The 24,231-nt window shown below is 63.6% G+C and carries 27 protein-coding genes; 13 read left to right on the plus strand and 14 right to left on the minus strand.

Annotation, left to right across the window (positions count from 1 at the left end):
- Positions 1 to 5: 5 nt before the first annotated feature.
- A complete protein-coding gene (locus NL528_RS30710) occupies positions 6 to 1,157 on the plus strand; it encodes an aminotransferase class V-fold PLP-dependent enzyme (RefSeq protein WP_309178108.1) in 1,152 nt (383 codons plus the stop codon).
- A 24-nt stretch (positions 1,158 to 1,181) separates the two neighbouring features.
- Here NL528_RS30710 and NL528_RS30715 read toward each other — a convergent pair whose 3' ends face one another.
- The 6 genes from NL528_RS30715 to NL528_RS30740 all read right to left on the minus strand — a co-directional run bounded on the left by NL528_RS30715 (position 1,182) and on the right by NL528_RS30740 (position 7,381).
- The gene (locus NL528_RS30715; RefSeq protein WP_309178109.1) at positions 1,182 to 2,198 is read right to left on the minus strand and encodes a 4-hydroxythreonine-4-phosphate dehydrogenase PdxA; all 1,017 of its coding nucleotides are present in this window, start codon (positions 2,196 to 2,198) and stop codon (positions 1,182 to 1,184) included.
- Positions 2,195 to 3,727, minus strand: a complete 1,533-nt coding sequence (locus tag NL528_RS30720; protein ID WP_309178110.1) for a tripartite tricarboxylate transporter permease — start codon at positions 3,725 to 3,727, stop codon at positions 2,195 to 2,197. Before NL528_RS30720 ends, NL528_RS30715 begins: the two co-directional genes overlap by 4 nt.
- An 11-nt stretch (positions 3,728 to 3,738) precedes the next feature.
- Positions 3,739 to 4,206 carry a tripartite tricarboxylate transporter TctB family protein gene (locus NL528_RS30725; RefSeq protein ID WP_309178111.1) on the minus strand — a complete coding sequence of 156 codons (468 nt, stop codon included), beginning with the start codon at positions 4,204 to 4,206 and terminating at the stop codon, positions 3,739 to 3,741.
- Between the two features lie 61 nt (positions 4,207 to 4,267).
- A complete protein-coding gene (locus NL528_RS30730; RefSeq protein WP_309178112.1) occupies positions 4,268 to 5,260 on the minus strand; it encodes a tripartite tricarboxylate transporter substrate-binding protein in 993 nt (330 codons plus the stop codon).
- 49 nt (positions 5,261 to 5,309) lie between these two features.
- Positions 5,310 to 6,575, minus strand: coding sequence for a CoA transferase (locus tag NL528_RS30735; protein ID WP_309178113.1), 1,266 nt, complete (start codon positions 6,573 to 6,575; stop codon positions 5,310 to 5,312).
- 8 nt (positions 6,576 to 6,583) lie between these two features.
- Positions 6,584 to 7,381, minus strand: coding sequence for an enoyl-CoA hydratase/isomerase family protein (locus NL528_RS30740; RefSeq protein ID WP_309178114.1), 798 nt, complete (start codon positions 7,379 to 7,381; stop codon positions 6,584 to 6,586).
- A gap of 124 nt (positions 7,382 to 7,505) precedes the next feature.
- Here NL528_RS30740 and NL528_RS30745 point away from each other — a divergent pair, with 124 nt between their 5' ends.
- The 4 genes from NL528_RS30745 to NL528_RS30760 all read left to right on the plus strand — a co-directional run bounded on the left by NL528_RS30745 (position 7,506) and on the right by NL528_RS30760 (position 9,813).
- Positions 7,506 to 8,183 (plus strand): GntR family transcriptional regulator, encoded by a 678-nt coding sequence (locus tag NL528_RS30745; RefSeq protein ID WP_309178115.1) that lies wholly within the window; start codon positions 7,506 to 7,508, stop codon positions 8,181 to 8,183.
- Between the two features lie 134 nt (positions 8,184 to 8,317).
- The gene (locus tag NL528_RS30750) at positions 8,318 to 8,752 is read left to right on the plus strand and encodes a hypothetical protein (protein ID WP_309178116.1); all 435 of its coding nucleotides are present in this window, start codon (positions 8,318 to 8,320) and stop codon (positions 8,750 to 8,752) included.
- A 31-nt stretch (positions 8,753 to 8,783) separates the two neighbouring features.
- A complete protein-coding gene (locus tag NL528_RS30755) occupies positions 8,784 to 9,464 on the plus strand; it encodes a helix-turn-helix domain-containing protein (protein ID WP_309178118.1) in 681 nt (226 codons plus the stop codon).
- A 58-nt stretch (positions 9,465 to 9,522) separates the two neighbouring features.
- Positions 9,523 to 9,813 (plus strand): hypothetical protein, encoded by a 291-nt coding sequence (locus tag NL528_RS30760; protein ID WP_309178119.1) that lies wholly within the window; start codon positions 9,523 to 9,525, stop codon positions 9,811 to 9,813.
- A gap of 96 nt (positions 9,814 to 9,909) precedes the next feature.
- On the opposite strand, the gene NL528_RS30765 is transcribed toward NL528_RS30760, so the two are convergent.
- The 6 genes from NL528_RS30765 to fliL all read right to left on the minus strand — a co-directional run bounded on the left by NL528_RS30765 (position 9,910) and on the right by fliL (position 17,105).
- Positions 9,910 to 10,146 (minus strand): hypothetical protein, encoded by a 237-nt coding sequence (locus NL528_RS30765; protein ID WP_309178120.1) that lies wholly within the window; start codon positions 10,144 to 10,146, stop codon positions 9,910 to 9,912.
- 80 nt (positions 10,147 to 10,226) lie between these two features.
- Positions 10,227 to 14,060: a tetratricopeptide repeat protein gene (locus NL528_RS30770; RefSeq protein WP_309178121.1), complete on the minus strand. Its 3,834-nt coding sequence runs from the start codon at positions 14,058 to 14,060 to the stop codon at positions 10,227 to 10,229.
- Positions 14,061 to 14,164: 104 nt separating this feature from the next.
- The gene (locus NL528_RS30775; protein WP_309178122.1) at positions 14,165 to 14,959 is read right to left on the minus strand and encodes a flagellar protein FlbB; all 795 of its coding nucleotides are present in this window, start codon (positions 14,957 to 14,959) and stop codon (positions 14,165 to 14,167) included.
- The gene (locus NL528_RS30780) at positions 14,956 to 15,393 is read right to left on the minus strand and encodes a DUF6468 domain-containing protein (protein WP_309178123.1); all 438 of its coding nucleotides are present in this window, start codon (positions 15,391 to 15,393) and stop codon (positions 14,956 to 14,958) included. The genes NL528_RS30775 and NL528_RS30780 overlap by 4 nt, the downstream gene beginning before the upstream one ends.
- The gene (gene fliM, locus NL528_RS30785; protein ID WP_309178124.1) at positions 15,390 to 16,592 is read right to left on the minus strand and encodes a flagellar motor switch protein FliM; all 1,203 of its coding nucleotides are present in this window, start codon (positions 16,590 to 16,592) and stop codon (positions 15,390 to 15,392) included. Before fliM ends, NL528_RS30780 begins: the two co-directional genes overlap by 4 nt.
- Before the next feature lie 18 nt (positions 16,593 to 16,610).
- Positions 16,611 to 17,105, minus strand: a complete 495-nt coding sequence (gene fliL / locus NL528_RS30790; RefSeq protein ID WP_309178125.1) for a flagellar basal body-associated protein FliL — start codon at positions 17,103 to 17,105, stop codon at positions 16,611 to 16,613.
- A 378-nt stretch (positions 17,106 to 17,483) separates the two neighbouring features.
- Between fliL and flgF the strand changes: the two genes are divergently transcribed.
- The 5 genes from flgF to NL528_RS30815 all read left to right on the plus strand — a co-directional run bounded on the left by flgF (position 17,484) and on the right by NL528_RS30815 (position 21,888).
- Positions 17,484 to 18,248, plus strand: a complete 765-nt coding sequence (gene flgF, locus NL528_RS30795) for a flagellar basal-body rod protein FlgF (RefSeq protein WP_309178126.1) — start codon at positions 17,484 to 17,486, stop codon at positions 18,246 to 18,248.
- A 14-nt stretch (positions 18,249 to 18,262) separates the two neighbouring features.
- The gene (gene flgG / locus NL528_RS30800; RefSeq protein WP_309178127.1) at positions 18,263 to 19,051 is read left to right on the plus strand and encodes a flagellar basal-body rod protein FlgG; all 789 of its coding nucleotides are present in this window, start codon (positions 18,263 to 18,265) and stop codon (positions 19,049 to 19,051) included.
- A gap of 9 nt (positions 19,052 to 19,060) precedes the next feature.
- The gene (flgA, locus tag NL528_RS30805) at positions 19,061 to 20,140 is read left to right on the plus strand and encodes a flagellar basal body P-ring formation chaperone FlgA (protein WP_309178128.1); all 1,080 of its coding nucleotides are present in this window, start codon (positions 19,061 to 19,063) and stop codon (positions 20,138 to 20,140) included.
- A gap of 5 nt (positions 20,141 to 20,145) precedes the next feature.
- A complete protein-coding gene (flgH, locus tag NL528_RS30810) occupies positions 20,146 to 20,901 on the plus strand; it encodes a flagellar basal body L-ring protein FlgH (protein WP_309178129.1) in 756 nt (251 codons plus the stop codon).
- A gap of 267 nt (positions 20,902 to 21,168) precedes the next feature.
- Complete coding sequence (locus NL528_RS30815; RefSeq protein WP_309178130.1) at positions 21,169 to 21,888, plus strand: hypothetical protein; 720 nt, start codon at positions 21,169 to 21,171, stop codon at positions 21,886 to 21,888.
- 235 nt (positions 21,889 to 22,123) lie between these two features.
- Here NL528_RS30815 and NL528_RS47255 read toward each other — a convergent pair whose 3' ends face one another.
- On the minus strand, positions 22,124 to 22,288 hold the full coding sequence (locus NL528_RS47255) for an XRE family transcriptional regulator (protein ID WP_375143906.1): 165 nt from the start codon (positions 22,286 to 22,288) through the stop codon (positions 22,124 to 22,126).
- 185 nt (positions 22,289 to 22,473) lie between these two features.
- Here NL528_RS47255 and NL528_RS30820 point away from each other — a divergent pair, with 185 nt between their 5' ends.
- Both NL528_RS30820 and NL528_RS30825 read left to right on the plus strand, forming a co-directional pair.
- A complete protein-coding gene (locus NL528_RS30820) occupies positions 22,474 to 22,692 on the plus strand; it encodes a hypothetical protein (protein WP_309178131.1) in 219 nt (72 codons plus the stop codon).
- A gap of 116 nt (positions 22,693 to 22,808) precedes the next feature.
- A complete protein-coding gene (locus NL528_RS30825; RefSeq protein ID WP_309178132.1) occupies positions 22,809 to 23,063 on the plus strand; it encodes a hypothetical protein in 255 nt (84 codons plus the stop codon).
- Between the two features lie 92 nt (positions 23,064 to 23,155).
- Here the strand turns inward: NL528_RS30825 and NL528_RS30830 are convergent, their stop codons facing one another.
- Complete coding sequence (locus NL528_RS30830) at positions 23,156 to 23,404, minus strand: hypothetical protein (RefSeq protein ID WP_309178133.1); 249 nt, start codon at positions 23,402 to 23,404, stop codon at positions 23,156 to 23,158.
- A gap of 77 nt (positions 23,405 to 23,481) precedes the next feature.
- Here NL528_RS30830 and NL528_RS30835 point away from each other — a divergent pair, with 77 nt between their 5' ends.
- Entirely contained in the window at positions 23,482 to 24,087 is a 606-nt protein-coding gene (locus tag NL528_RS30835; RefSeq protein ID WP_309178134.1) for a hypothetical protein, read from the plus strand.
- The last annotated feature ends 144 nt before the right edge of the window (positions 24,088 to 24,231 follow it).

The raw sequence follows: 24,231 nt of genomic DNA on the forward strand, positions 1-24,231 counted from the left end.
CCGAAATGCTGCCGTCGCAACGTGACCTGTTCGAGATGCCGCGCCACATCTGCTACCTGAATTCGGCCTCCTACAGCCCGTTGCCGCGGCGAACGCTGGAAGCCGGCCGCGCCGCGGTCGACCGCAAAGGGACGCCCTGGACACTCGACGCCGGCTTCGCCCATAGGCAGCATGAGCGCGCGCGGGCCGCCGCGGCGCGGCTAATCAATGCCGATCCCGCCGACATAGCCCTGATCCCCTCGATCAGTTACGGGGTGGCGACGGCCGCGAAGCTCGTGACCATCGCCCGCGGCACGCGAATCATCGTTCTGGAAAACGATCATTCCTCGCCGGTGCTGGAATGGCAGACCAGGGCCGACGCGCAGGGTTTTGCCATCGAGACGGTGCGCCAACCTGACGATGGCGACTGGACCTCGGCGGTTCTCGCGGCGATCGAACGCTCCGGTGCGCCGCCGGTCGGCCTGGCATCGATCTCATCAGTGCACTGGTCGGACGGCGGGCTGATCGATCTCGAAAAAGTGGCTGCGGCGCTGCGGCGGCAAGGCGCCCTCTTTCTGGTCGACGCGACGCAAAGTGCCGGCGTACTTCCGATGGAGGTAGGACATCTCGACCCGGATTTTGTGCTGTTCCCAACCTACAAATGGCTGCTCGGCCCCTACGGCAGGGCGTTTGCCTACGTTGCCAAACGCCATCAAAATGGTATTCCGCTCGAGCAGACGGCGGCCGGCCGCCGCGACGTGCGCGCCGAGAACGACGTCTATTTCTCGGACCTCGGCTATGTCGGCAATGCGCGGCGCTTCGACATGGGCGAGCGCGACCATTTCATCTCGATGGAGATGGCGTCCATTGGCATGGAAATGATGGCCGAATGGGGTGCGGCAGCCGTCGCGCAGCGTCTCGCGATGTTGACGGACCGGATCGCGGACGGCGTGCACGGTCTCGGCGTCAGCGTGCCGGCGCGTAATGTCAGGGCGCCGCATGTCCTGAGCCTTGGTTTCAAGGACGGGATGCCGGCGAAACTGATCGAGGGACTTGCAGCCGACGGCGTCCACGTCGCGGCGCGGCTTGGCCGCATGCGCATCTCGCCGCACGTTTACAACGACGAAGCCGACGCCGACCGCTTCGTTGCGGCGCTGGTGAGGCGGCTGCGGGGCTGATATCGCCCCTCAACGATGGCGGCGTCACGCCCGGCGCGCGTTGGCCATCTCCGCCGCAAGCAATACCGCCGCGCGGGTGGCTCCGATCGAGGCGATGCCCTGGCCTGCGATATCATAGGCGGTGCCGTGCGCGGGCGTGCAGATCGGAAACGGAAAACCGCCCAGCAGCGTTACGCCGCGATCGAACCCCATCAGCTTCATCGCGATCTGGCCCTGGTCGTGGTACATGGTCAGCACCGCGTCGAAGGCGCCATTTTTCACACGCAGGAACACGGTATCGGCCGGAAACGGTCCTTCGGCAGCGATCCCCTCTTCCCTGCCGGCCATGACGGCGGGAGCGATGATGTCGATTTCCTCGCGGCCGAAATTGCCGCCGTCGCCGGCATGCGGGTTGAGCCCGGCGACCGCGATGCGGGGCTTGCTGAAGCCGGCCCGGCGCATGCAGGCATCGGTCAGCTTCAGCGCCCGGCTGATCCGTTCGAAGCTCAATTGCGACGACACGTCCTTGAGCGCGATATGCGAGGTGACGCGCGCATTCCAGATCTTGTCGAGCACGTTGAACTCGCTGGCCGGCGTTCGCAGGCCGACCACTTCGGAAGAGAACGCGATTTCGTCGTCATAACCGGAACGCGCCAGCCGCATCGCCTTCTTGTTGAAGGGCGTGAAGCACACGGCGTCGGCGTGGCCGTCGCCCGCCAGTGTCAGGGCATGCCGGTAATTCGCCAGCGCAAACGCGCCGCCCGCTTTGCAGGCTGCGCCGCGTTCGACCGTGGCCGGGTCGAGATTGGCAAGATCCATGAACACCGCGCTGGCGTTGATCGACCGCGGGTCGGCATCCGGCTTGACATTGCCGAGATCAGGCTTGATGCCCGCGACACGCGCCCCCTCGTCGAATACGCGGCGATCGCCGATCACGATGACGCGCGCACAGGCGCGGACCTCGTCAAGGGCTGTGAGCTTCGCGGTCAGCTCGGGGCTGATGCCGGCGGGATCTCCCATCGCGAGCGCGATAATCGGGCGGCTGCTGCCAGGTGCGTTCATATGATCCGCATCTCCTCAGGCTTGGCTCGATCGGGCGCGGTTCCGCGCCGCATGCGCACGACCTGCAGAACGAGCGGAAGCAGCAGCAGCGCCACGCCGCCGACGACAAGGCTGGTCACCAGCCGGTTGGCGAAGAAAATCCCGAGCGAGCCCTTTGACATCAGCATCGATTGCCGGAACGCATCCTCGGCCTTGTCGCCGATCACGATCGCCAGCACCAGCGGCGCCAGCGGATAGGACAGCTTTTTGAAGAGGTAGCCGACCACGCCAAACCCGAGCATCAAGAGCACGTCGAGATAGGAGTTCGAGACCGAATAGGCGCCGACCGCGCAGATGATCACAATCAGCGGCGCGATGATGACGAAGGGAATCCGCATCAAGGCGGCGAAAACGGGAACGGTGAGCAGCACCAGCACGACGGCGACGATATTGCCGACATACATCGAGGCGATCAGGCCCCACACAAAATCCTTCTGATCGATGAACAGCATCGGCCCGGGATTGAGGCCCCAGATCATCAGGCCGCCCATCATGACGGCGGCGGTCGCCGAGCCGGGAATGCCGAGCGACAGCATCGGCAGCAGCGCACTGGTTCCGGCGGCGTGATCGGCGGTCTCCGGTGCGATGATGCCCTCGACTTCGCCGGTGCCGAAGTGTTTGCCGCGGCTCGAGAACCGCTTGGCGATGCCGTAGCTCATGAACGACGCCGCCGTCGGGCCACCCGGGGTGATTCCCATCCAGCAGCCGATCGCGGCGCTGCGCAGCAACGCAACGCCATGCCACGGCAGACGGCCCAGCGCCCGGAATACTTCCCGCCACTCGATCTTCGACGACACCGCGCGGGCGTGAAATTCCTCTTCGACGGCGATCAAAAGCTCGCCGATACCGAACAGGCCCATCACGGCGACGACGAAATTCACGCCTTTCACCAGTTCATCGATGCCCATGGTGAGCCGCACGCTGCCGGACACGGTATCGATGCCGATCGCGGCGATGGCGAAGCCGATCGCGAGCGCAACGATGGTCTTGGCCGGCGGCGCGCCGCCCATGCCGACGAAGCTGGCGAAAGCCAGGAAGTAGACGGCGAAATATTCCGCCGGTCCGAACGCCAGCGCAACCTTCGCTACCCAGGAGGCAAGAAAGGTAATCAGGATCACGCCGACCAGTGCGCCGAACGCCGCCGATCCGAACGCGGTGGCGAGCGCGGTCGTCGGTCGGCCGTCGCGCGCCATCGGATAACCGTCGAAGGTGGTCGCGACCGATGACGGCTCGCCGGGAATATTGAACAGGATCGACGTCACCGAGCCGCCGAACAGCGCGCCCCAATACATGCTGGACAGCAGGATAATCGCCGAGACCGGCTGCATGCCGAAGGTCAGCGGCAGCAACAGCGATACGCCGTTCGGCGCGCCGAGGCCCGGCAGCACGCCGACCAGAATTCCGAGCAGCACGCCGATCACCATCAGCGCCAGATGCGGCAGCGTGATCGCGATGGTGAAGCCGTGCAGCAGCAAATCGATGTTTTCCATCGCCGCCCCCGTCAGAAGCCGAGCGCGGCGGCGAGCGCGCCGTGCGGCAGCGTCACCAGGAACAGGCGCTCGAACACGACGTAGAGCGCGACCGGCGTTAGGGCCGCGATGATGAACGAATAAAGCAGCGATTGATGTTTCGGCAGCGCCAGTACGGCGAACATATAGCCCGCGGAAGCCAGATAGATGCCGATCGCCGGAATGACGCCGATAAAGATCGCGGCCGGAACGAACAACGCCGCCACGCGGCGCAGATCGGAACGCGAGACCACCACGGCGCCCCCCGTCAGCGCGCCGCGTCCGAGATTGTAAAGGCTGCCGAGAACGATGATGACTCCGGCCAGGAAAGGAAACGTGCCGGAATCGACGCCCGCCGTGGACCAGCCGATGCCGTTGTCGATGCTCGAGACGGCGACCGCGAGACCAAAACTCCCGGTCAGCGCCGCCGTCGAAACCTCGAGCACCCGTCGCGATATCATCGATGCCTCCCGCCGCGCATCAGGCCGCGGCGCGATCCTTGTCCAGACCGCCGCGGTCCGTTCACTTGACCAACCAGCCCTGCTCGGCCGCCACCTGTTTCAAATGCTCGAGGTCCTCCTTGATGAATTTGTCGAATGCATCGCCGCTGAGGAATGTATCGACCTGCGAGGTTTTCTCGATGTAGTCCTTCCACTCCGGCGTCGCCTGAACCTTCTTCATGAGATCCTGATAGAACGCGGTCTGGTCGGCGCTGACCTTGCCCGGCAGCCATACCGTGCGCGGCTGCTCGTACTGGGAGATGGCGAGGCCTTGCTCGACGCAGGTCGGAATGTCGCTCCAGCCTTCGGTCGCGGTGATCTTCGGCCCTTGCGGCAACCGCTTGGGGCTGAAGGCGCAGAGCGGACGCTGCGTGCCGCCGCGCCACTGTCCGAGGCTCTCGCTCGGATTATTGACGTGGGAGTCGATGTGGCCGCCGGCCAGTTGCACCGCGGCCTCGGCGCCGCTCTTGAAGGGAATGTAGGTGAACTTCACATGCGCGGCCTTCTCGATCAGGCGCGTGAGCACTTCGTCGGTATCCTTCGACTGGGCGCCGCCCATCTTGAAATCGCCCGTGGCCGCCGCCTTGAGAAAGTCCGTGGCGGTCTTGTAGGGCGCGTCCTGTTTCACCCAGAGCAGGAACTCGTCCTGCGCCATCGCCGCGATCGGCGTGAGATCGGTGTAGTTGAACGCAACCTTGGACACCAACGGCTGCTGCCAGGCGTTCGAGGTGCCGAAGATAACCTTGTAGGGATCGCCGGCCGAGGCCTTGCCATAGACGTAACCTTCGGCGCCGCTGCCGCCGGCCTTGTTGACGACCACCACCGGCTGATCGGTCAGTTTGTATTTGGTGACGATGTTCTGCACGGCGCGGGCAAGATTGTCGGTGCCGCCGCCCGGCCCCGCCGTCGCCACGAACTCAATCGGTTTCTGCGGCTGCCAGGCCGCGCAAGCAGGCGCCGCGCCGGCGAGCAGGATCGCGGCCGTGGACAACAGAAGTCTTGACGTGATGTTCATGTTTCCCCCGTCTCGTTGTTTTTTTAAGAAGAGTATGTTGGACTGTTGATCAGGCGACCTGCTGGCCGGCCTTGCGGCTAGGGGCAGCGGCAACGACCGCCCCTTCCCTTTCGAGCGCTTCGATCTGCTTTTCGTCGAAACCGTATTCGCGCAAGACTTCGCGGGTGTGCTCGCCGTAAACCGGCGCGCCCGAGCGCACCTTGCCCGGCGTTGCCGAGAACTTGACCGGGAGCCCGATGGTCTTGACTGGTCCGATCGTCGAATGCTCGACCTCAACCACCATCTCGCGCGCCAGCGTCTGCGGATCCTCAAGCGCCTGCAGCATGTCGTGGACGGGACCGCAGGGCACGCCTTTCTCCTCGAGCGCGGCCAGCCAATGCGCCCTGGTGCGGGTCCGGAAATGCCGGCTCAACACCGCTTCGAGCTCGGCAAGATGCGCCATGCGGTCGGAGCCGTTCACAAAGCGCGGATCGGATGCCAGTTCCGGCGCGCCGAGCGCCTCCAGCATCAATAGCCAGTGCTTCCTGTTGGCGCCGCCGACCACGAGCCAGCCGTCCGACGCCTCGAAAGCCTGGTAAGGCGCGTTCAATGGATGCGCCGAGCCCATGGCGCGCGGCGCTACATTGGTCGCGAGCGCAATCGTCGACTGCCAATAGGTCTGAACCAGCGCCGCCTCGTAGAGCGAGGTCTCGACCCATTGGCCTTCGCCGGTCTTCAGCCGATGCGTGTAGGCGGCGAGGATGCCCATGCTCGCCAAAAGCCCGGCGGTGATATCCGACAAGGGCGGCCCGCATTTCACCGGCGGCCCGTCCGGACGTTCGCCGGTGAAGCTCATGATGCCGCTCATCGCCTGCGCAACCAGATCGAAACCACGGCGATCCTTGTAGGGACCGGTGCGGCCGAAGCCCGACAGCGAGCAATAGATCAGCGCCGGAAAATCCTTGTGCAACTCCGCGTAGCCGAAGCCGAGCCGCTCCATCGCCCCCGGCGCGAAATTCTCCACCAGGACGTCCGCGTCGGCGATCAGCCGCCGCAGTACGGCCTTGCCGCCCGCGGTCTTCAGATCGAGCACGATGCCGCGCTTGTTGCGGTTCATCATCAGGAAGGATGCGGCCTCGTCGCCGATCTTCGGCGGGATCGAATGCCTTGTGTCGTCGCCGTTCGGCGATTTTTCGATCTTGATGACGTCGGCGCCCATATCGGCCAGCATCAAGGTGCAGGTCGGGCCCGCCATCACATGGGTGAGATCGACCACCTTGAGGCCGGCAAGCGGCCCCGTAGCGCGCGCACGGGTGTTGTTGTTGCGGGTCGGCATGCGCCCTCCTACTCGCCGCGCCATTGCGGCGCGCGCTTGGTGAGAAACGCATCGAGGCCTTCGCGGAAATCCCGGCTCATGTAGCACATCAGGATCAGGTCTTCGCCTTCGTCCTTCGTAAGCCGTTTTTGCAATCGCGCGACCGCGTGCTTGGTTGCGCTCAGCGTCAGCGGCGCGTGGCTTGCGACAAGTCTCGCGACTTCATCGGCACGCTTGTCGAGCGCCGCCAGATCGTCGACGACTTCGGTGAGAAGGCCGACCGAGGCCGCCTCCTCCGCCCCGACGAGCCGCGCCGTGAAAATCAGATCTTTCACCCGTGCCGGACCGATCAGCGCGGTGAGACGGCTGATACTCGACATCGACAGACAGTTGCCGAGCGTCCGCGCGATGGGAAATCCGATCCGGGTGTTCGCGGTGCCGATGCGCAGGTCGCAGGTGGCCGCGATGGCTGCACCGCCGCCGGTGCAGGCACCGGTGATCGCAGCGATGGTCGGCACCCGGCATTGTTCGAGGGTCGTGAGCACGCGATCGATGCGACGCTCATACTCGATCCCGTCCTGCGGCGTCTCGAACGCGCGGAACTGGTTGATATCGGTGCCGGCGGCGAAGGCTTTGTCGCCGGCGCCCCGCAGCACGAGGACCTTGATGGCGCGGTCCGTGTTGGCCCGATCGCAGATCTCGGCGAGGCGCTCATACATTTCGAAGGTGAAGGCGTTCCTGGCCTGCGGGCGATTGAAAACGATCCGGCCGATGCCGTCGTCGAGCGTGAAGAGGAGATCCTCCCGCTCGGCCAGTTGCTGGTTCATCCCCAAGCCTCCTTTTCTAGTTTTTCAGATTTTGAATGCAAAACTTCGATTTATCAAGCTAGAACTTTCCGTTTTCCGATGTTATTGACCATTTTGAATTCAAAAATAGAGGATCGACGGAACCATGCTGCATGAGGAGGTCGTCGGCCGGGTCCGCGCGATGCTGCTCGAAGGCGAAATTCCGCCGGGGGCGCGGATTCCCGAACGCGACCTCTGCGAGAAGCTGCAAATTTCGCGCACACCGCTGCGCGAGGCGCTCAAGGTGCTCGCCGCCGAAGGCCTCGTCCAACTCCTGCCCAACCGTGGCTCGCGCGCAGCCAAGCTCACCGACAAGGACATGCGCGACCTGTTCGAGGTCTGCCAGGGCCTTGAGGCCCTGGCCGGCGAACTCGCCAGCGAGCGCATCACCGATGCGGAGATCGCCGCAGTCGCCGCCACCCACGCCGCGATGGCGCAGCACTACCAAAACAGCGATCTGCTGCAGTACTACCGCTGCAACCGCGCCATCCACGAGGCCATCGTCACCGCCGCCGGCAACCCGGTGCTATCGGGGCTTTATGAATCGGTGACCGCGCGCATCCGCCGCGCCCGCTATGTGACCCCGATGACGCCGCCGCGCTGGGCGTTGGCGCTTCAGGAACACGAGGCGATCCTGAATGCGCTGCGACGCCGCGACGGACTGGGACTGGCGCACATCCTGCGTACGCATCTTCGTCACAAACGCGAAGAAGTCTTGCAAGCGGGTTTTGCGGAAACGGAAAATCCGGGCGTTGCCCAGGCGCCGCTGCTGCAGCCGGCTTGATGCGCGACCTATGAGCGAGGCTCCGCCATCACACTCGTCGGTGTGAGCTCACGGTTCTCGGATCGCCGCCGCACGCTTGACTCCATATTTTGTAGTGTCTACTATAAAAAATGTAGTATACCTTGGAGTAGCCCATGGCGATTGCCCCTGACACCAGGCACCCGGCGAGTGCCCGCGGCTTGTGGCTCGGTATCGCCGCCTACCTCATCCCCACCTTTCCGATTGCATATGTTTGGCATCTCGTTCTGTTCGAGCCGCAATACCATGCACTTCACATCTACCGTGCCGATCCGATCATCCCCTTCGGGTTGGCTTCGATGATGATCCAGGCCGTCATCTTCTCGTGGGTTTTCCCTCGTGTGTTTGCCGGTCATCGCGATTCGATCCTGAAAGATGGGCTGCTGTACGGGCTGGGTGCCGGCTTGTTATCGTGGTCATTCACGACACTGGCGGTTGCGGCAAAACACCCGATGGCCTCGATCTCGGACTATGTGCCTCTCGAAACCGCCTTCACGATCCTGCAGTTCCTGGTCGTGGGACCCCTGACCGCCCTTGCCCACCGAGATTGATACTGGAGGCTGACACGACGATTTTTCAGCCATGAGCAATATCCACTACCCGCAGTTTTGCGCGCTCGCCCGGGCCGCGGAGCTCATTGGCGAGCGTTGGACGCTGCTGATCATCAGAGAGCTTCTGCTTGGGCCGAAGCGGTTTGGCGATCTCATGGATCACCTTGACGGGATGAGCCCGACTTTGCTGACGGCGCGTCTCACGGTTTTGATCGACAGCAATGTGGTTCGCCGGATCACTTTGCCGAGGCCGGTCAATGCACAGCTCTATGAACTGACCGATATCGGTCGCGAGATTCAACCGGCAATACGGGAATTGATCCGCTGGGGAGGCCGCTTTCTGTTTCCGCCGGTGCCCGGGGACACGTTCGAGCCGGATTGGGTGCTGCTCGGCCTGGATGCCATCGCGAAGCGCACGCCGGTGCCCGAAATGAACGTCGGTCTGGTCGTAACGCATGGCAAGAAATCTGCCGGCTTTACCGTTGCGGGCGGCCAGAGCGGAACGGCTATCCAGAAGGGCATCACCAATTGCAAGGGAACGCTGGAAGCGCCGTTCGACGTTGTACTCCAGATCGTTGGCATGGGCGTGTCGCTCGATGATGCGATAGCGGCGAAGCGCGCGATAGTGAGTGGCTCGGCAGCGCTCGTTCGCAAGCTGCCGCAACTGTTCGACCTCGCGGAACGCAGGCGTGGGATGATGACGAAGCAGTAGGCGGCGGAGCCAGCTGGAGGATTCCAGATCTTGTTCGACCAACATCAAGGAGAGGACAATGAAGAAGTTTATCTTGTTGCATTACGGATTTGAAAAGCCAACGCCGGAAATCATGGCGGCCTGGGGCAAGTGGTTCGAGGCAATGAAAGACAATATCATCGACATGGGCGGCCATTTCAGTCGGGGCCGAGAAATCTCGAAAGCCGGGACCAGGGACCTGCCACTGGGGCTTGAATCCATCACCGGCTTCACCACAGTGAAGGCAGATAGCCTTGATGACGCAGAGGAGATGGCGCGAGGCAATCCGTTCATATCGAGCATCAGGGTCTATGAAGTGATGTCGAAGTAGCCTTGCCCGCTCGCCAGCTTCTTCGGGCTGGTCGATGCCTGATCGCCGGTCGCAGACGCTTCGCGCAGAACTGCGGCCGGTAAGGCTGCGTGCCCCTCACCCCTTCACGTCATACTGCTTGCTGAGGTGGTCGCCGATCTGCACCAGCATCGCGACGCATTCGGGATAGCCGGGTTTGGCAACGGTTGCCGCATCGGCCTTGGCGCGGAATTCCCAGCTATCGCCGTCGGGGATCACGGCGATGACCATTCCATCCGGACAATCGGCGTGAACCTTCAATTCGGCTGCTGCCATCGCAATGAGTTCGGCTTCGGTCTTGACGGGCTTGCTCATGGTGACGGCGTCCTCCCCAAAGTATTGTTCGCCGCAGGTTGCCGCGTCGGCGCGCATCTGTCGAGGGGACGAAGGAGGTGCTATCGCGCCGCGCCGATCTGCCTCAAGCCGACGATCGCCGGCAGGGAACCGGTGTGGACCGGGTCGGCTCTGGCTTCCGGCAGCAGCGGCGCGCGCGCGGTGGCGTCCGGGAAGCGGGTCTTCATTTCACGGACGAAGCCGTCCAGCGTATCGACGCTGGCGGCCATCTTGGCGATCTGGGCGAATTCGGCGCTGCTGGAGGTGGCCGGCTTGCTGGCAGTGTCGAACGCCAGCCGGTCCGCCTCGCCGATCATCAAGGGCGCGTATTTCTCGCGGAATCGCGCCAGGCCGATGGCATCTTCCGCCAGCGCATATCCGACCACGGCGCGGATCACGTCGCCCTTCTCCGCCGCGTTGAGCGGTGTGAAGTCGCGCCAGCGATCGGCATAGTACAATTCGATCTGTTCGGAGGCCTCGCGCCACTTCCGCGAGGCCCAGTAGATGTCGGAGCGCAGCCGGATCGCTTCCGGCCCGGTGATATTGGAGATGATGTCGAGCGCGAGATCGTGGCGCCCGACGTCGCTTTGCGCGCGTGCCTCGAGCAGCAGCCGCTGCTGCCGCAACTCCCCGGAGAGATCCGCGATCCGGGTGGTGCGAAGCGCGGCGATCGCGCGGTCCGGCTTGCGGTTGGTCAGATAGACCATCGCAAGCTTTGCCGCCACCTGCGCGCGCGCAGCCCCCTCCAGCCGCTTGTCGATCTGGTATTGCAACAGCTCGGCTGCCTGATCGAGCAGGTCGACCGCAACCAGCCGGTCCGCCAGCCGCCGGATCATCTCGTCGCCGCGCCGGCCGATCGGCGTCAGCTCGCGGTTTTCGTAGAACATGCCGAGCGCATCGATCGGCTTCATGTCCTCGCCTTTGGGGCTGAGATACAATTGCGCAAACAGCGCCGACGCCGCATCCTGGCCTTGCCGTGACAGTTCGGAATTCGGCTGCAGCCTTGTTGCGGTCCTGACCGCGGCGAACGATTCAGAATAGCGCCCGGTATCGGCATAGATGCGCGCCAACGTCTGCAGCGTCTTCACCTCGATCCCGTCGCCGCGCCAGATCGCCGACAGCGTCTCCAGCTCGCGCAGGACCTCGGCCTGGCCGAGTTCGCCGCGCTTCTGCCGCAGCAACACCTCGAGCAGCCTGCCTTCGGCCGCCGAAGGCCGGTCGGCGGAGTTGGCCGCGAACCTGTACTCATCGAGCGCGTCCTTGTCGTGTCCGAGCGCCTCGGCGAGCCGCCCGCGCAACACCGCGACCGAAGGCTTCATCTCCTTGGGGACGCCGACCACTTCGAGCTCGCTGCGGCGACGCGAGGCGCCGGCATAATCCTTCACTTCGAGCGATGCCCGCATCGCCTCCGCGGTCACGATGCGCTGCAGCTCCAGCGGCAGCACCGCGATCGAGAATTCGGCGTTCTTGAACTTCTCGCGCGCATCCGCCCATTTGCCCTGGCGCGCAAAGGCCAGCGCCTGCCACAATTGGGAATCGTAGCCGTTTCCGATCGCCGGGTTGGCGAGATCCTTCAATCCCCCGTCCGGCCGGCCGATCAGGATGCCGGAGACCGCACGCACCATCATCACGCCGGCGTCCTCGGTCCCCTGCTTGGTCTCCGAGAGGATCAGATTGGCGAGGCCGTGGGCTTCCTCATACATCCCGTTCGCCATGTAGAAATCGGCAAGGTCGAGCCGGGCCTGCGAGCGCAGGTCGGGCGCGGCGGCGGCGGCAGCGGCGATCAGCGCGTCCAGCCGCGCGAGAAATTTCTCCTCCCGGTTCTTGCGCCATTCGTTGACGTCGAACAGCGGACGGACCGCGGCGGTGGCGCGTTCGGCCGCGACGTCAGCCGATGACAGCGTGAGACCGCCCGGCCTGCCGAGCATGACCTTGTCGGCGCCGACCTCGGCGCTGACATCGTCGGAGTTCGGACGAACCACCACGCCGTGAACGGATTCCAGCAGCGACAGCTCGACGAAATCCTGCCGCTTGATGAAGCCGCGGGTCGGCGGCGGCGCGGTCACCACCCAGAGCATATCGCCGGCGTCGGGATCGACCAGCCGGTGCAGCGTGCCGGGGTTCGCCAGCGGCACGCTGACATTGGCGCGCGCGGGGTCGGTGATGTTGCGGATCACCGTCAGCGGCAGCGGCGGCGTTTGCACCCGGTCGGCAAATGTCAGCGTCCAGCTCTCGCCGGTGGCGCGGTCGTCGCCGGTCAGCGACGGCATCTGCGGGCGGTTGAGACGGAACCGGATGGCCTGGCCTTTTTCCAGCGGCAACCGGCTGACGTCGCCGATGATCGCGCCGGCCTTGGCGCGGATCGGCTCGACATCGATCGCCCTGTTCGAATCGAACACCAGCCACACGGTGTCGGCGCGGCGAAACATCGCCGCGGGCGTCGCCGCACCGAACGAAAACGTCACGCGAAATCCGTCGCTGTCCCGCCGCGCGTCGACGGCAACCGCCTTGCCGGTGCCGCGATTTTCGGCCGAAGGTGGGGACGCAGCGGGCGACACCTTTGGCGGGGCTTCCGACGCGCGAGCCGGCGTTTCCTGGGCTGCCGGTGCAGGCTTCGCAGCCTCGTTTGCGGCGGCCTGCTTCTCCTCCACCCGATGCTCCGCTTTCGGCGCCTCCTGGGGAGCGGCCATCTCGGGCGCAGGCGAAGCCGTCTCGGGCGCAGCCTTGTCAGCCGTAACCTTCTCGGCCGGGGGCGCGGTGTTCTCTGACGCAGGCGCAGCCTTCTCCGCCGCCGGCGCTGTCTGCTCCGCCGCGGGCGCTGCGTTGGCGGCCTGTTCGGGCTTGATCTCGATCTTCGCCTCCTCGGCGAACGTCTCCGAGGTCACCGACGCGACCTGCGCCGGCTGTTGCGGCGGCATCGACTCCCTGGCCAGCCTGTCGCTGGCGGCCGGTGCCGGAGCGTGTGCAGCGGTGGGGGCAAGCGCCGCAATCGCGGCAGGCAATTCGGCCGCGGCGGACTTTTCGGCCTGCTGGAAGGCGACGTCGATGATGTAGTTCTTCTCCTCGCGGAACGAGTGGACGTCGACTTCACCGATCAGCGTGATGTCGACCGCCGAGGAATCGACATCGACCCGCTGGCTGATCGAGGCGATGTTCGGCGGCGCCGCCACCTTGGCATCCGCCAGATCGAAGGCCAGCACGCTGTTGAACTGCAATGTCAGCTTCTGGTCGTTGAGCACCGACGAAACATTGACGCCATCGGGCATTTCAAACACGAAGCGCACGAATGTCGGCTGCACCGAGGCGCGGACGCGAACCGGCGGCTTTCTTTTCGACGCCGCGGCCGCGCGCTGCAAGCGAAGCGCGCGTTCGGCAATTCGCGCCCGCTCCGACAATTCGCGAATGACTTCCTGCGGCAGCGAGGGCGGCGGGCCGGTCCAGCTGTCGGGCAGGAAGTCGACGAAGATCCGCTCGCCCGCGGTCATGGTGTTGACGGTCGCCCGACGCTGCAGCGACAGCCGGATCGCGGAGCCGTCGGGATCGCGCCGTGCGGAGCCGACATAGTCGGGCACCGCGTCCGACAATTTGTCGACCGGAATGTCCACCGGACGCTTGAACCGGATCACGATGATCGAACCGGCCGTGGTGACTTCGGATTCGACGTCCTCGGCGAGCTTCAGCACCAGCCGCGCGTAACCGCCGGCGGCCGAAAAACTCGCCTCGCCCTTGACCGGGTCTTGTTTGGCCAGATCCTGCGCCCGGCAGGGCAAGGACAGCGTCAAACCGGCGACGACGAGGATGATCGAGCGCGATGACGGCAGGCCGATGCAAGATCTGGCCGTCCGCGCCAATGCGCGGCCCAGCGACCAGATTCCAGCGGCAGCCGTTCGCCCCATTCCAAAACTACTTTCAGCCTCAAGGTACCGTCGCGGGCGAAGCGCCGTCGGCTTCGCATTTGAATCTTGAATTGGCCGGCTTAAGGCTTTGTTAAATATCCGCGTTAATTGGGCTTTTGCGACAGCATCTTGCCTTCGATCTTGGGCAGATCGGCGCTGGAGGCGGAGCGGTCCGGATTGGCCCGGCGCGCCATCTCGACGGTGAGCCGTTCGGCCGCTTCCGGCTGCATCAGGCCGAGGATGTCGGACATCTTGCGCGGAGCGATCTGGGAGGCGATTTCGAACAGCACCGACATTTCCAGCCGGTCGAACACCTTGGCGGCATCCTTTGGCTTCATGGCCTCATACATGGTGATGATGCCCTTCATGCGCGCGGCTTCGACTTCGGCCTTTTGTCCGGTCGCGGTCGTGATCCGCGCCTCGGTGGCCTTCATCTCCTCGACCCGCGACTCGATGCGTTTCTCGGCCGACTTGAGCAGGTTTTCCCTGATGTCGATTTCGCGGGCGCGCGTCTCCAGTTCCTGCCGCCGCGCCTGCAGCCGTTCGAGGATCGCCCGCTCCGACGGCGACACCCCCTGGGCCTGCTCGGGATAAACCATGACGCCATCGGGCTTGGGCGCTTCGGCCGCGGGTGCCGCCGGTTCCGGTGCCTCTTCCTTGGGCTTTTCATGCACCGAACCGGTGATATCGGAATCGCCCTTCAGATCGTTTCTGGAATTTGCCTTGGGGCCGCCGGGGAAGTTGATGGTTTCCTGTGCCCATGACTTTTGGGTCGAGTTCGGATCGTAGTCGAAGACATATCCTCCATCGAGCACCAGGCCGGCGATCTTCAGCACTGCAAGGCCGAAGACCGCGACCAGGACGACCGGAATGACGCGAATGTCACGGAAGGATTTCATGCGGCGAGGCCATCAGCCCTTCGGCGGTCGGAGAAGGCCTGTGCCGCCGCGGCGACCGCCTTGGCGGCCGAAACCTTGGGCGCCGCCTCAGCCGACTCCGACGAGGGCCGTGCGGCGGCGGCGATCCTGGACAGCCGCCGGATCACGCCGTCGCCCTCGGCGAGCTGGTTCTTCAGATGCGCCGACATCTGCGCCGCGGCGGTCAGCTGGCTGCCGAGATTCTCGTTGACGTCGCGAACGGTATGCTTGAGGCCGCCGATCGCGCGCTCGGCGATTTCGGTCGCCGTGATCAGTTCACCGATCGTCGCTTTCAGCGAATGTTCGTCCGCCTTCAGGCGCTTCAGGCGGGCGTTGAGCAGCATGCAATAGCCGATCGTGAGCATCAGCAGCACCGCCACCAGGCTCTCGATCACAATTCCAAAGGAATGACTCATGGTGCCTCCATCAGCTTGGTTTGCTCGTCGGCCTTCTCGAACATCGCGAAGGTGGTATTCGGCTTGCGCAACTGCTTGGTAACGCGAATGGCGACGCGATCGCCGACCCGGCCCATGCGGCCTTCGGTCAGGACGACGTTGCCGCAGCGAACCGAGACCAGCGCATCGGCACGCATTTCCAGTGGCAGGGTGTCGCCGACCTTCAGCTTCATCAGCTGCTTCAGCGGGATATCGGCCTCGTAGAGCACGGCATCGACCGCGATCTCGGCCTGCGCCACCTCGGTGGCGAAATGGCCTTCCCAGATCGGGTCGCGGCCGAATTTTTCGCCCATGAACATCTGCAACAGCACCGGCCGGATCGGCTCGATGGTCGCATAGGGCAGCAGCAGCTCGATATTGCCGCCGCGGTCTTCCATGTCGATGCGCAGGCGCACCAGGATCGCGGCGTTGGCCGGGCGGCTGATGGCGGCAAAGCGCGGATTGGTTTCCAGGCGGTCGATCGAGAACGTCACCGGCGACAGCGGCCGGAACGCCTGCTCGGCGTCCGACAGCACGACCTCGACCAGCCGCTTGACCAGATTGGTTTCGATCGTGGTGTAGGGCCGGCCCTCGATTCGCATCGAAGTCTGGCCGCGGCGGCCGCCGAGCAGCACGTCGATGATCGAATAGATCAGGCTGGAATCCACGGTGGCGAGGCCGAAATTTTCCCACTCCTCGGCCTTGAACACGCAAAGCACGGCCGGCAGCGGGATCGAATTCATGTAGTCGCCGAACCGCACCGAGGTGATGCGGTCGAGCGAGACTTCGACGTTGTCGCTGGTGAAGTTGCGCAGGCTCGTGGTCATCAGCCGCACCAGGCGGTCGAACACGATTTCGAGCATCGGCAGACGCTCGTAGGACACCATCGCCGAATCGATGATGGCGCGGATGCCGGAATGGTCGTCGAGATTGACGTCGCCGACGGTGAAGCCGAGCAGATTGTCGATCTCCTCCTGCGACAGCACCCGCTCGCCGGAGTTCTTGTTGCCGAAGTCGCGGCTGCCGTCCTCGACCATGGCGGCCCATTGCAGCGCCATGCTCTCGGAGAGTTCATTGGCCGCAGCCGCTTCCGCGGCCTCCGCCGGGTCCTCGGAATCCAGCGAGGCTTCCCATTGGGCGGCAATTGCGTCCTGATCGACCTGATCGTTGTTGCCAGCCATGATTCTACATCCGTCTCGTCACTGGACGAGAACTTCCTTGAACAGCACCGCGCTGACCTGATTGGGCGATACCGCCGAATTCACCCGCTTGGTCAGCTCTTCCTTGAGGCGAAACAGTCCGGCCGAACCGTTCAGATCGGACGGCCGCAATTCGCGCAAGTACGTCTGGAACAGATCGGTGACGCGCGGCAGGGACGGCTTGATGGACTCGGCCTGCTTCTCTTCCTTGACCTCGAGCACGATCTTCATTTTGAGATATTGCACCCGCTCGCCCGGCGCGCCGACCAGATTGACCATCATGTCCGGCACTTCGACAAAGGACGGCGGCTTCGGCGGCAGCGCTTCGGCGCGCATCTCCTCGCCGTGACCGCCGCGCATGAAGAAGAACCAGCCCGCGCCGCCGCCGAGGATGGCGATGAATCCCACCGCGGCGATCATCAGCTTGAGCTTGCCCTTTTTCGCAGACGAGCCTTCGGCGCCGTCGGCCGCGCCTTCCGCTTCGTTGTCCGCCATTGCCCCGCCCGCTCATCAGGAGAACGAACGCGATTGCCGCCTGCCGGGCTTTAGGACGCGATACAAATGCCGCCAGCGCACACGCGCTCTCTACGTGCAACGCTAGGGTAATAATGGTTAACGGAACCTTTCCATTGCCCTGCAACTAGGAAAAAACTGCCGGGCAAACATGGTCAACAAGACCTTTCTGCCGCCCTCGGTCTACCCCTGCAAAACACCCAAACCGTTCAAAAATCAGCGTTTTCTCAATTGGCACGGCTTTCGCTCTGATGTTGGCGAACCCGGAGGCGCTTGGGAGAGCCCTCTTACGGTTTGCGAGATCCGAAAGCAAAGCTTGGGAGAGCCGCGCACGGATCGATTTGAAGGGGAGAACCACCGATGGAGAATACGCTTCTCGTCGGACTTTCGCGGCAGATGACGCTGGAACGGCAGATGGATGTCGTTGCCAACAACGTTGCGAACGTCAATACGTCAGGTTTCAAGGCCGACCGCTCGCTGTTCGAGGAATATCTGCGGTCGGGCGCGCATGAGGATAATTTCGCCTCCAGCGACCGCCGCGTCTCCTTCGTGCAGGACCGCGGCACCTTCCACGATTTCGCACCCGGCAGTACCGAGCTGACCAAGAACCCGCTCGACGTCGCGATCGACGGCGCCGGCTTCCTGGTGGTGCAGACCCCGGCCGGCGAGCGCTACACCCGCGACGGCGGCCTGCAGATCAACAACCAGGGCCAGCTCGTCACCGTCAGCGGCAATCCCGTGCTCGGCGCCTCCGGCCCGATCGTGTTCCAGCCGACCGACCATGACATCAGCATCGCCGCCGACGGCTATGTCACGGTGCAGGAAGGCATCGGCCGCACCGACTCGGTCCGCGGCAAGCTGCGGATGGTGAGCTTTGCCGATGCGCAGAAGCTGCTGAAGGAAGGCTCCAACCTCTATTCGGCCGGCACCGGCACCGCCGCGCAGCCGGACACCACCTCGCGCGTGCGCCAGGGCTTTATCGAGAAATCGAACGTCAATTCGGTCACCGAGATGAGCCGCATGATCGAGATCACGCGCACCTACACCCAGATTTCGACGCTGCTGCAGCAGCAGAGCGACTTGCACAAATCCGCCATCGAGAAACTCGCCGACGTTCCGGCTTAAGGGGAGACTGACCGATGCGCGCTCTTTATACCGCAGCGACCGGAATGGCGGCACAGGAACTCAACGTTCAGGTGATCTCCAACAACATCGCCAACCTGCGCACCACCGGCTACAAGAAGCAGCGCGCCGCGTTCCAGGACCTGATCTACGATCATGTGCGCCGGGTCGGCGCGCAGGCCTCCGACCAGGGCACCATCCTGCCGGTCGGCGTCGACCTCGGCGGCGGCGTCAAAACCGTCGGCACGCCGCGGCTGATGAGCCAGGGCACGCTGGCGGCGACCGGCAACGATCTCGACATCGCGATCCGCGGCGAAGGCTTCTTCAAGATCCAGATGCCGGACGGCACCTTTGCCTACACCCGCGACGGCTCGTTCCAGATGGACAACACCGGCCGCGTCGTCAACGCGCAGGGCAACCCGGTGCAGCCGACCATCACGATCCCGCAGAACGCCTCGGGCATCACCATCAACGCGCAGGGCCAGCTCTCGGTAACGCTGCCGGGCTCGACCACGCCGACCACGGTCGGCCAGATCGGCCTGACCCGCTTCATCAACAAGGCCGGCCTGCAGCCGATCGGCGACAATTTGTTCACGGATACGCCGGCCTCCGGCGCGCCGCAGGACGGCATCGCCAACACCGACGGTTTTGGCGACATGCAGCAGTCCAATCTCGAACAGGCCAACGTCGAAGTGGTCTCGGAAATCTCCGATTTGATCGCAGCCCAGCGCGCCTACGAGATGAACGCAAAGGTCGTCAGCGCGGCCGACCAGATGCTGCAATCCGCTACTGCCCTGTTCCGCTGAGGAAAGCACATGATCGCCCGCTCGCTCCTCCTCGCAGCCGCCCTGCTCGCAGCCTCGGCAATCGCGGCCGCAGCCCAGACCCGCGACGAAATCATCGCAACCCCGGTGCTGCGCGCCAGCGTCACGGTGTCGGGCGATATCGTACGGATCGGCGACATCATCGACAATGCCGGCAGCGCCGCGCAGATCGCGATCTATCGCGCGCCCGATCTCGGCACGACCGGCGCGCTGCCGGTCTCGCAGGTGCTCTCCGCATTGCGGGCGCATCAGGTGATCGGCGTCGACACGCGGGATCTCAAGGAGATTTCGGTGACGCGGCTGGCCCGCACGCTCGAGGGCAAGGACATCGAGAGCCAGGTCGCGCATGCGCTGGAACGCAAGAACGGCCTCGGCGACGCCTCCAATCTGAGCCTGACCTTCGATCGCGATCCCGGCGATATCCGCCTCGACGCCGCCAATACCGGCAGCCTGCAGGCGACCTCGGTGCGCTACGAGCCGCGCAGCAGCCGCTTCGACGTCACGCTCGAAATATCGAACGAGACCGGTGCCGCGCCGACCAAGCTGCGCTTTACCGGCACCGCGATCGAGACCGTGGAAGCCGCGGTGCTGGCGCGCAATGTCGAGTCCAAGGAAGTGCTGAAATCCTCCGACGTGGTGGTCGAGCGCAGGCCGAAAGCCGAAGTCGGCGTTGACGCTGCAACCCGCGACCGCGCCGTCGGCATGCAGGCACGCCGCCAGCTTCGCACCGGCCAGGCGTTGCGCGTCGCCGATCTCGCCAGGCCCGATCTGGTGCAGCGCGACCAGAACGTCACGCTGATCTATGAAACACCCGGGATTTATATCACCGTTCGCGGCAAGGCCATGGAGAACGGCACCGAGGGCGACGTCGTCAGCGTCACGAACCTGCAATCCAGGCGCACCGTATCCGGCGCCGTCACCGGCCGCGGCCAGGTCACGATTTCGGTCGCCACCCCGCGCCCCGCGCCGGTCAGCGATGCCACCTCATCAAAGCTCGGCGCCGCCGAGCCTGCCGCCCCCGCCCCTGTCGCCGTCGCCAATGTCAGTTCAGTCGCTCCAAAAGCCGAGTAATGTAAATGTCAGCCTCCCGTATTAACCGCATCGTCCTGTCCGGCGCCTTGCTGGCGCTCGGCACCTTCGCCAGCGGTTGTTCCGCGATCGACCGTCTCTCCCAGATCGGCGAGACGCCGAAGCTGACGGCGATCGAAAATCCGACCACGCAGCCCGGCTACAAGCCGGTGCAGATGCCGATGCCGAAGCCGGAGCAGGCTTCATATAACGCGAACTCGTTGTGGCGAAACGGCTCCAGAGCCTTCTTCAAGGACCAGCGCGCGGCGCGAATCGGCGATCTCCTCACCGTGACAGTGAATTTTACCGACAAGGCCAATATCGCCAACGAGAGCCAGCGCAGCCGGGCCTCAAAGGAAGATTCCGGGATCGACGACTTCATCGGCGCGAAGACACTCGGCGTACAGGCGCAAAAGGTGTTGCCAGGCCGCATATTGACCACCGATTCCAGTTCCACCTACGACGGCAAGGGCTCGGTCAACCGCCAGGAAAATCTGCAGACCAACGTCGCCGCAGTCGTTACCCAGATTTTGCCGAACGGCAATCTCGTGGTCGAGGGCAAGCAGGAGATCCGCGTCAACTACGAAATCCGCGAATTGATCGTGGCCGGTGTCGTGCGTCCAGAGGACATCCAGAGCGACAATACCATCGATTCGAGCAAGATCGCGCAGGCCCGCATCGCCTATGGCGGCCGCGGCCAGATCTCCGACTTCCAGCAGCCACGTTACGGCCAGCAAGTGACCGACATTCTGCTGCCGTTCTAGGGCATGATCCCAAAAAGTGGAAACCGGTTTTTGGATAAGATCAAGCCCACTCAATAACGAGCTCCCACACCTCATTGCGAACCTAGGCGCGATGATGTGTTCCAACGCGGCCTTCGCCAGCTCCCCTGGCGAAGGCCGCGGTCGTTTTTTGCGGTTCAATGTTGTTTTGGCGGACCCGGCTCCATCGAAACGCCCAGAATTTCAGGCAACAGGCGAACCAATTTGATGCTAAATGGCACCTGCGCGAAACTTTTCTTCAAACCGGACATGACGATGCGCTTCTGCTGGCAACTCCTTGCCGTTGCGAGTTTTATCTCGATGGCTCCGGCGGCGGCCGCGCCACCCGACGGCACGCGGCCGCTCGTTCCCGTCGCGGCCGAGCCCGAGCACGAAGAGCCCGATATCGACATGTACGCGCTGATGTCGGGCAAGTGCACCACGCTCAGGATCGCGGGCCGCGATTTCACGTGCAAGGCGGTGGCCTATTTTCACAGCCAGCAAGGCCGCGCCCATTTTACCATCGTGCTCGACGACCCCAGGGACGCCAGCCATATCATCTCGTTCTCCGGCGAAAACGGCCGGCGGGACCAGGACAATGTCTACGAGCTGCTGGTCGACAAGATGCTGCTGAATTCCAAGGACCGGCCGAGGGTCGACGGCCTGCCGGTGCCGTCGGCCGAACCGTCGGCGGGCAGCTGCAAGCAGATCGGGATCATCACGAAGACACCGATCTCCAGCATCTCCTGTGCGGCGACCACCGCCAACGGCAAGAAATACGAACTGCAATTCGAGTCCGACGGTTCGCCGATCACATTGCGAAAAATCCGGCAATCCTCGCTCACGGAAGAGAAGCGCCGCGCCAAAAAAGCCGAGCAACTCGAATGCCGCCGCAAGGCCGATATCGCCAAGGTGCTGCCGCGGGACTGGACCGCGTTTGTTATCCGGTGCCTGGCAGAGGATGGGGAGCCGGCGAAGGCGGAGCAGTGAGGGGGATGGGGCCGAGCGTTAGCTCAAGCATTGCCTCTCCCCTATTTCTAAGGCTTGCCCAAAACAAGCAAGCCACCGACAAACGAACAACTACACCCAACCGCCATCCGAACGCTGACCCGCCCCGCTGAACCTCACGAAGGCGGAGGTCGAGCGGACACCGCCTAAGCATGCAAAACGGAATCGTTGGGATTCCGAAACATGCTTTGTCCATAATCTAAACGACCGTCTAACTCTAAGCCGCTATCGCCCGCGAAGAGCCGCGGCGCGGCTTGTGGCGCACGACGACGTCTACTTTGTAGTCCAATCGATCCAGGCATCGAACCAACCGATCGATCGAGAATTTGCCGACGCGACCGGTGACAAGCGCGGAAACGTCCGGCTGCTTGAGCCCAAGCAAGAGATTTGAAGCCGCACTCCGCCGTTCATCGACGATAAAGAGCCAGATTCCGGGCTCGCAGAAGCCGGGCTGCTGCGGCTTGGGCCGGAACCAATCTCATTGCCCGAAGGTTGTTGTCTGAGATGCGCTTCCGAGGACGCCGCCCGGCGATCCACTGGACTGACCCATCGTGGAGCCAGACCGCAATGAAAGATTTTTCGAACGCGGCGTTCGCACCGGAAACCATCAAGACGATGACGACGGCGCTCAAGGCTTCCGTGGCGACGCTGCCGGAACCGGTGAGTTCGCATCACGTGCATCGACTGGCGGAGACGATCCTTCGCGAGACCAGGGACGGCGAGCGCAATGCATCCGTGCTGCAACGCTTGGCGCTGCTGGAATTGCAGATCGGTTCGGGCGATTGATCCTTCGTCGGGATTTCGAAACCGAAAATAGTTCCCGCTACATTTTGCTGTCGTCGCAGGAACTTCACGCCGCACCGGCGATTTCCTTTCCACCATCATGAGGAGAGGAGCTTTAAATGAAGTACGCTTTGGTGATTGCGACCGTTGCCGCGCTGGCTACCCCGGCTTTGGCGGACGAGGTTGGCGTTAAGGTTGGCCCGGTTGGCGCCGGCGTGACGGTCGGCGAAGGCCATCGGGACTATGATCGGGATCGCGATCGTGACCGCACCACCGTCATCAAGGAACGCGAGCCCACCGATCGTACCACGGTGATCAAGAAGGAACGCGGTGAAGGCGTGGAACACAAAACCATCATCCATGAGCGCGACTAATGTTTCCAAGGCGCGCTTCTCGCAAGGGAAGTGCGCTTTTTCTTTTTAATCACAAATCTGCTGCTGCGCGCTCGCGCACGCCTGGTCTCGATCTACCTGCGCCGGGCAACGGCCACGCCCAACAGGAAAGCGATCAGCAGCGAGCCAAGCGGCGCTTCGCGCGCGATATTGCTCAGGATGCTCAGGGGCATTCCGGGCTTGCGGCCCTTGTCGATGGTATCGCCGACAAAGCCGGCGGCGTTCTTCACCGCCTCGGTGGCTTCCGCTATCGTCGACTTGGGTTCGGGGACCGGATCCAACCCTTCATAGACGAACGGCGGTGGCTGGAAATCATCGCTCATGATTGCATTCTCCGGGTCGATCATAGCCAATCTGCTGGCGGGCCGATCGTTCCGGATCGCAGCAAATATCTCCGGGAATGGCGTACTTCCAGCGAACCCAGGCGCGGCGATGCAATCACGCCGCCTTCGTCAGCTTTCCTGCTCAAAACCGCTGCCGTTTGGGATATCGGTTAACACTCGCCGGATACACTCGCGCTCGGCAGCCGACCACAGAGACCGTCATGAAGTTTGCTGCCGCGATTGTGGGACTATTGTTGCTCGCCTCGCCTGCGCGCGCCGAGGTGGACACGCCGACTCTCGACAGCTGCAAACGTGTCACTGCGGACGCAGAACGTCTCAAATGTTACGACAAGGCGGCCAGTGCGCCCTCGCCAAAACCCTCCGAAGCCGAAATGGGCGAAGCAGGCTGGTGGATCATACTTGGCTCAATCGACATCGGCCGCGACAATAACATAACCGCGGAGTCCGGCCGAAAACGAGAAATCGTGGAACGTGCCGCCGCAAAATGCGGATATCAGGCGTTCAACGACTACTCCATGAAATTCAAGGGAATGGCTTCCGGTTACAACGTCGTCGTGCTGGGCCCGTATCGCTCGAAGTCTGCCGCCGGCAATATCCTCGAATCCGTCCGTCGCTGTGTGCCGGACGCTTACGTCAGGCAGACGGAATATGCCGGTGAGTAGCGGCGGCTTCAAATCGATCGCCATGCGCTGACTGCCCGACGGGCAAATCAGTAATTTCTGTCAAGCCCATCTTGAGAAAATATTCCGCTTTCGCTGTCGGGCAAATCAGCTGTAGAAGCTCGCCCCATCCTGTCCCGCAGGAGG

The organism is Bradyrhizobium sp. Ash2021, from assembly GCF_031202265.1.
GTDB lineage: Bacteria > Pseudomonadota > Alphaproteobacteria > Rhizobiales > Xanthobacteraceae > Bradyrhizobium.

Excerpts from the sequence above, each read along its gene's own strand:
- NL528_RS30825 (WP_309178132.1), top strand. The coding sequence starts at position 22,809 with ATGAAGTACGCTTTGGTGATTGCGACCGTTGCCGCGCTGGCTACCCCG.
- NL528_RS30775 (WP_309178122.1), bottom strand. The coding sequence starts at position 14,959 with ATGAAATCCTTCCGTGACATTCGCGTCATTCCGGTCGTCCTGGTCGCG.
- fliL (WP_309178125.1), bottom strand. The coding sequence starts at position 17,105 with ATGGCGGACAACGAAGCGGAAGGCGCGGCCGACGGCGCCGAAGGCTCG.
- NL528_RS30835 (WP_309178134.1), top strand. The coding sequence starts at position 23,482 with ATGGCGTACTTCCAGCGAACCCAGGCGCGGCGATGCAATCACGCCGCC.
- NL528_RS30830 (WP_309178133.1), bottom strand. The coding sequence starts at position 23,404 with ATGAGCGATGATTTCCAGCCACCGCCGTTCGTCTATGAAGGGTTGGAT.
- NL528_RS30780 (WP_309178123.1), bottom strand. The coding sequence starts at position 15,393 with ATGAGTCATTCCTTTGGAATTGTGATCGAGAGCCTGGTGGCGGTGCTG.
- fliM (WP_309178124.1), bottom strand. The coding sequence starts at position 16,592 with ATGGCTGGCAACAACGATCAGGTCGATCAGGACGCAATTGCCGCCCAA.
- NL528_RS30750 (WP_309178116.1), top strand. The coding sequence starts at position 8,318 with ATGGCGATTGCCCCTGACACCAGGCACCCGGCGAGTGCCCGCGGCTTG.
- NL528_RS30715 (WP_309178109.1), bottom strand. The coding sequence starts at position 2,198 with ATGAACGCACCTGGCAGCAGCCGCCCGATTATCGCGCTCGCGATGGGA.
- NL528_RS30815 (WP_309178130.1), top strand. The coding sequence starts at position 21,169 with ATGACGATGCGCTTCTGCTGGCAACTCCTTGCCGTTGCGAGTTTTATC.
- NL528_RS30765 (WP_309178120.1), bottom strand. The coding sequence starts at position 10,146 with ATGAGCAAGCCCGTCAAGACCGAAGCCGAACTCATTGCGATGGCAGCA.
- flgF (WP_309178126.1), top strand. The coding sequence starts at position 17,484 with ATGGAGAATACGCTTCTCGTCGGACTTTCGCGGCAGATGACGCTGGAA.
- NL528_RS30755 (WP_309178118.1), top strand. The coding sequence starts at position 8,784 with ATGAGCAATATCCACTACCCGCAGTTTTGCGCGCTCGCCCGGGCCGCG.
- flgA (WP_309178128.1), top strand. The coding sequence starts at position 19,061 with ATGATCGCCCGCTCGCTCCTCCTCGCAGCCGCCCTGCTCGCAGCCTCG.
- NL528_RS30745 (WP_309178115.1), top strand. The coding sequence starts at position 7,506 with ATGCTGCATGAGGAGGTCGTCGGCCGGGTCCGCGCGATGCTGCTCGAA.
- NL528_RS30710 (WP_309178108.1), top strand. The coding sequence starts at position 6 with ATGCTGCCGTCGCAACGTGACCTGTTCGAGATGCCGCGCCACATCTGC.
- NL528_RS30720 (WP_309178110.1), bottom strand. The coding sequence starts at position 3,727 with ATGGAAAACATCGATTTGCTGCTGCACGGCTTCACCATCGCGATCACG.
- NL528_RS30820 (WP_309178131.1), top strand. The coding sequence starts at position 22,474 with ATGAAAGATTTTTCGAACGCGGCGTTCGCACCGGAAACCATCAAGACG.
- flgG (WP_309178127.1), top strand. The coding sequence starts at position 18,263 with ATGCGCGCTCTTTATACCGCAGCGACCGGAATGGCGGCACAGGAACTC.
- NL528_RS30770 (WP_309178121.1), bottom strand. The coding sequence starts at position 14,060 with ATGGGGCGAACGGCTGCCGCTGGAATCTGGTCGCTGGGCCGCGCATTG.
- NL528_RS30725 (WP_309178111.1), bottom strand. The coding sequence starts at position 4,206 with ATGATATCGCGACGGGTGCTCGAGGTTTCGACGGCGGCGCTGACCGGG.
- NL528_RS30735 (WP_309178113.1), bottom strand. The coding sequence starts at position 6,575 with ATGCCGACCCGCAACAACAACACCCGTGCGCGCGCTACGGGGCCGCTT.
- NL528_RS30740 (WP_309178114.1), bottom strand. The coding sequence starts at position 7,381 with ATGAACCAGCAACTGGCCGAGCGGGAGGATCTCCTCTTCACGCTCGAC.
- NL528_RS30760 (WP_309178119.1), top strand. The coding sequence starts at position 9,523 with ATGAAGAAGTTTATCTTGTTGCATTACGGATTTGAAAAGCCAACGCCG.
- NL528_RS30730 (WP_309178112.1), bottom strand. The coding sequence starts at position 5,260 with ATGAACATCACGTCAAGACTTCTGTTGTCCACGGCCGCGATCCTGCTC.
- flgH (WP_309178129.1), top strand. The coding sequence starts at position 20,146 with ATGTCAGCCTCCCGTATTAACCGCATCGTCCTGTCCGGCGCCTTGCTG.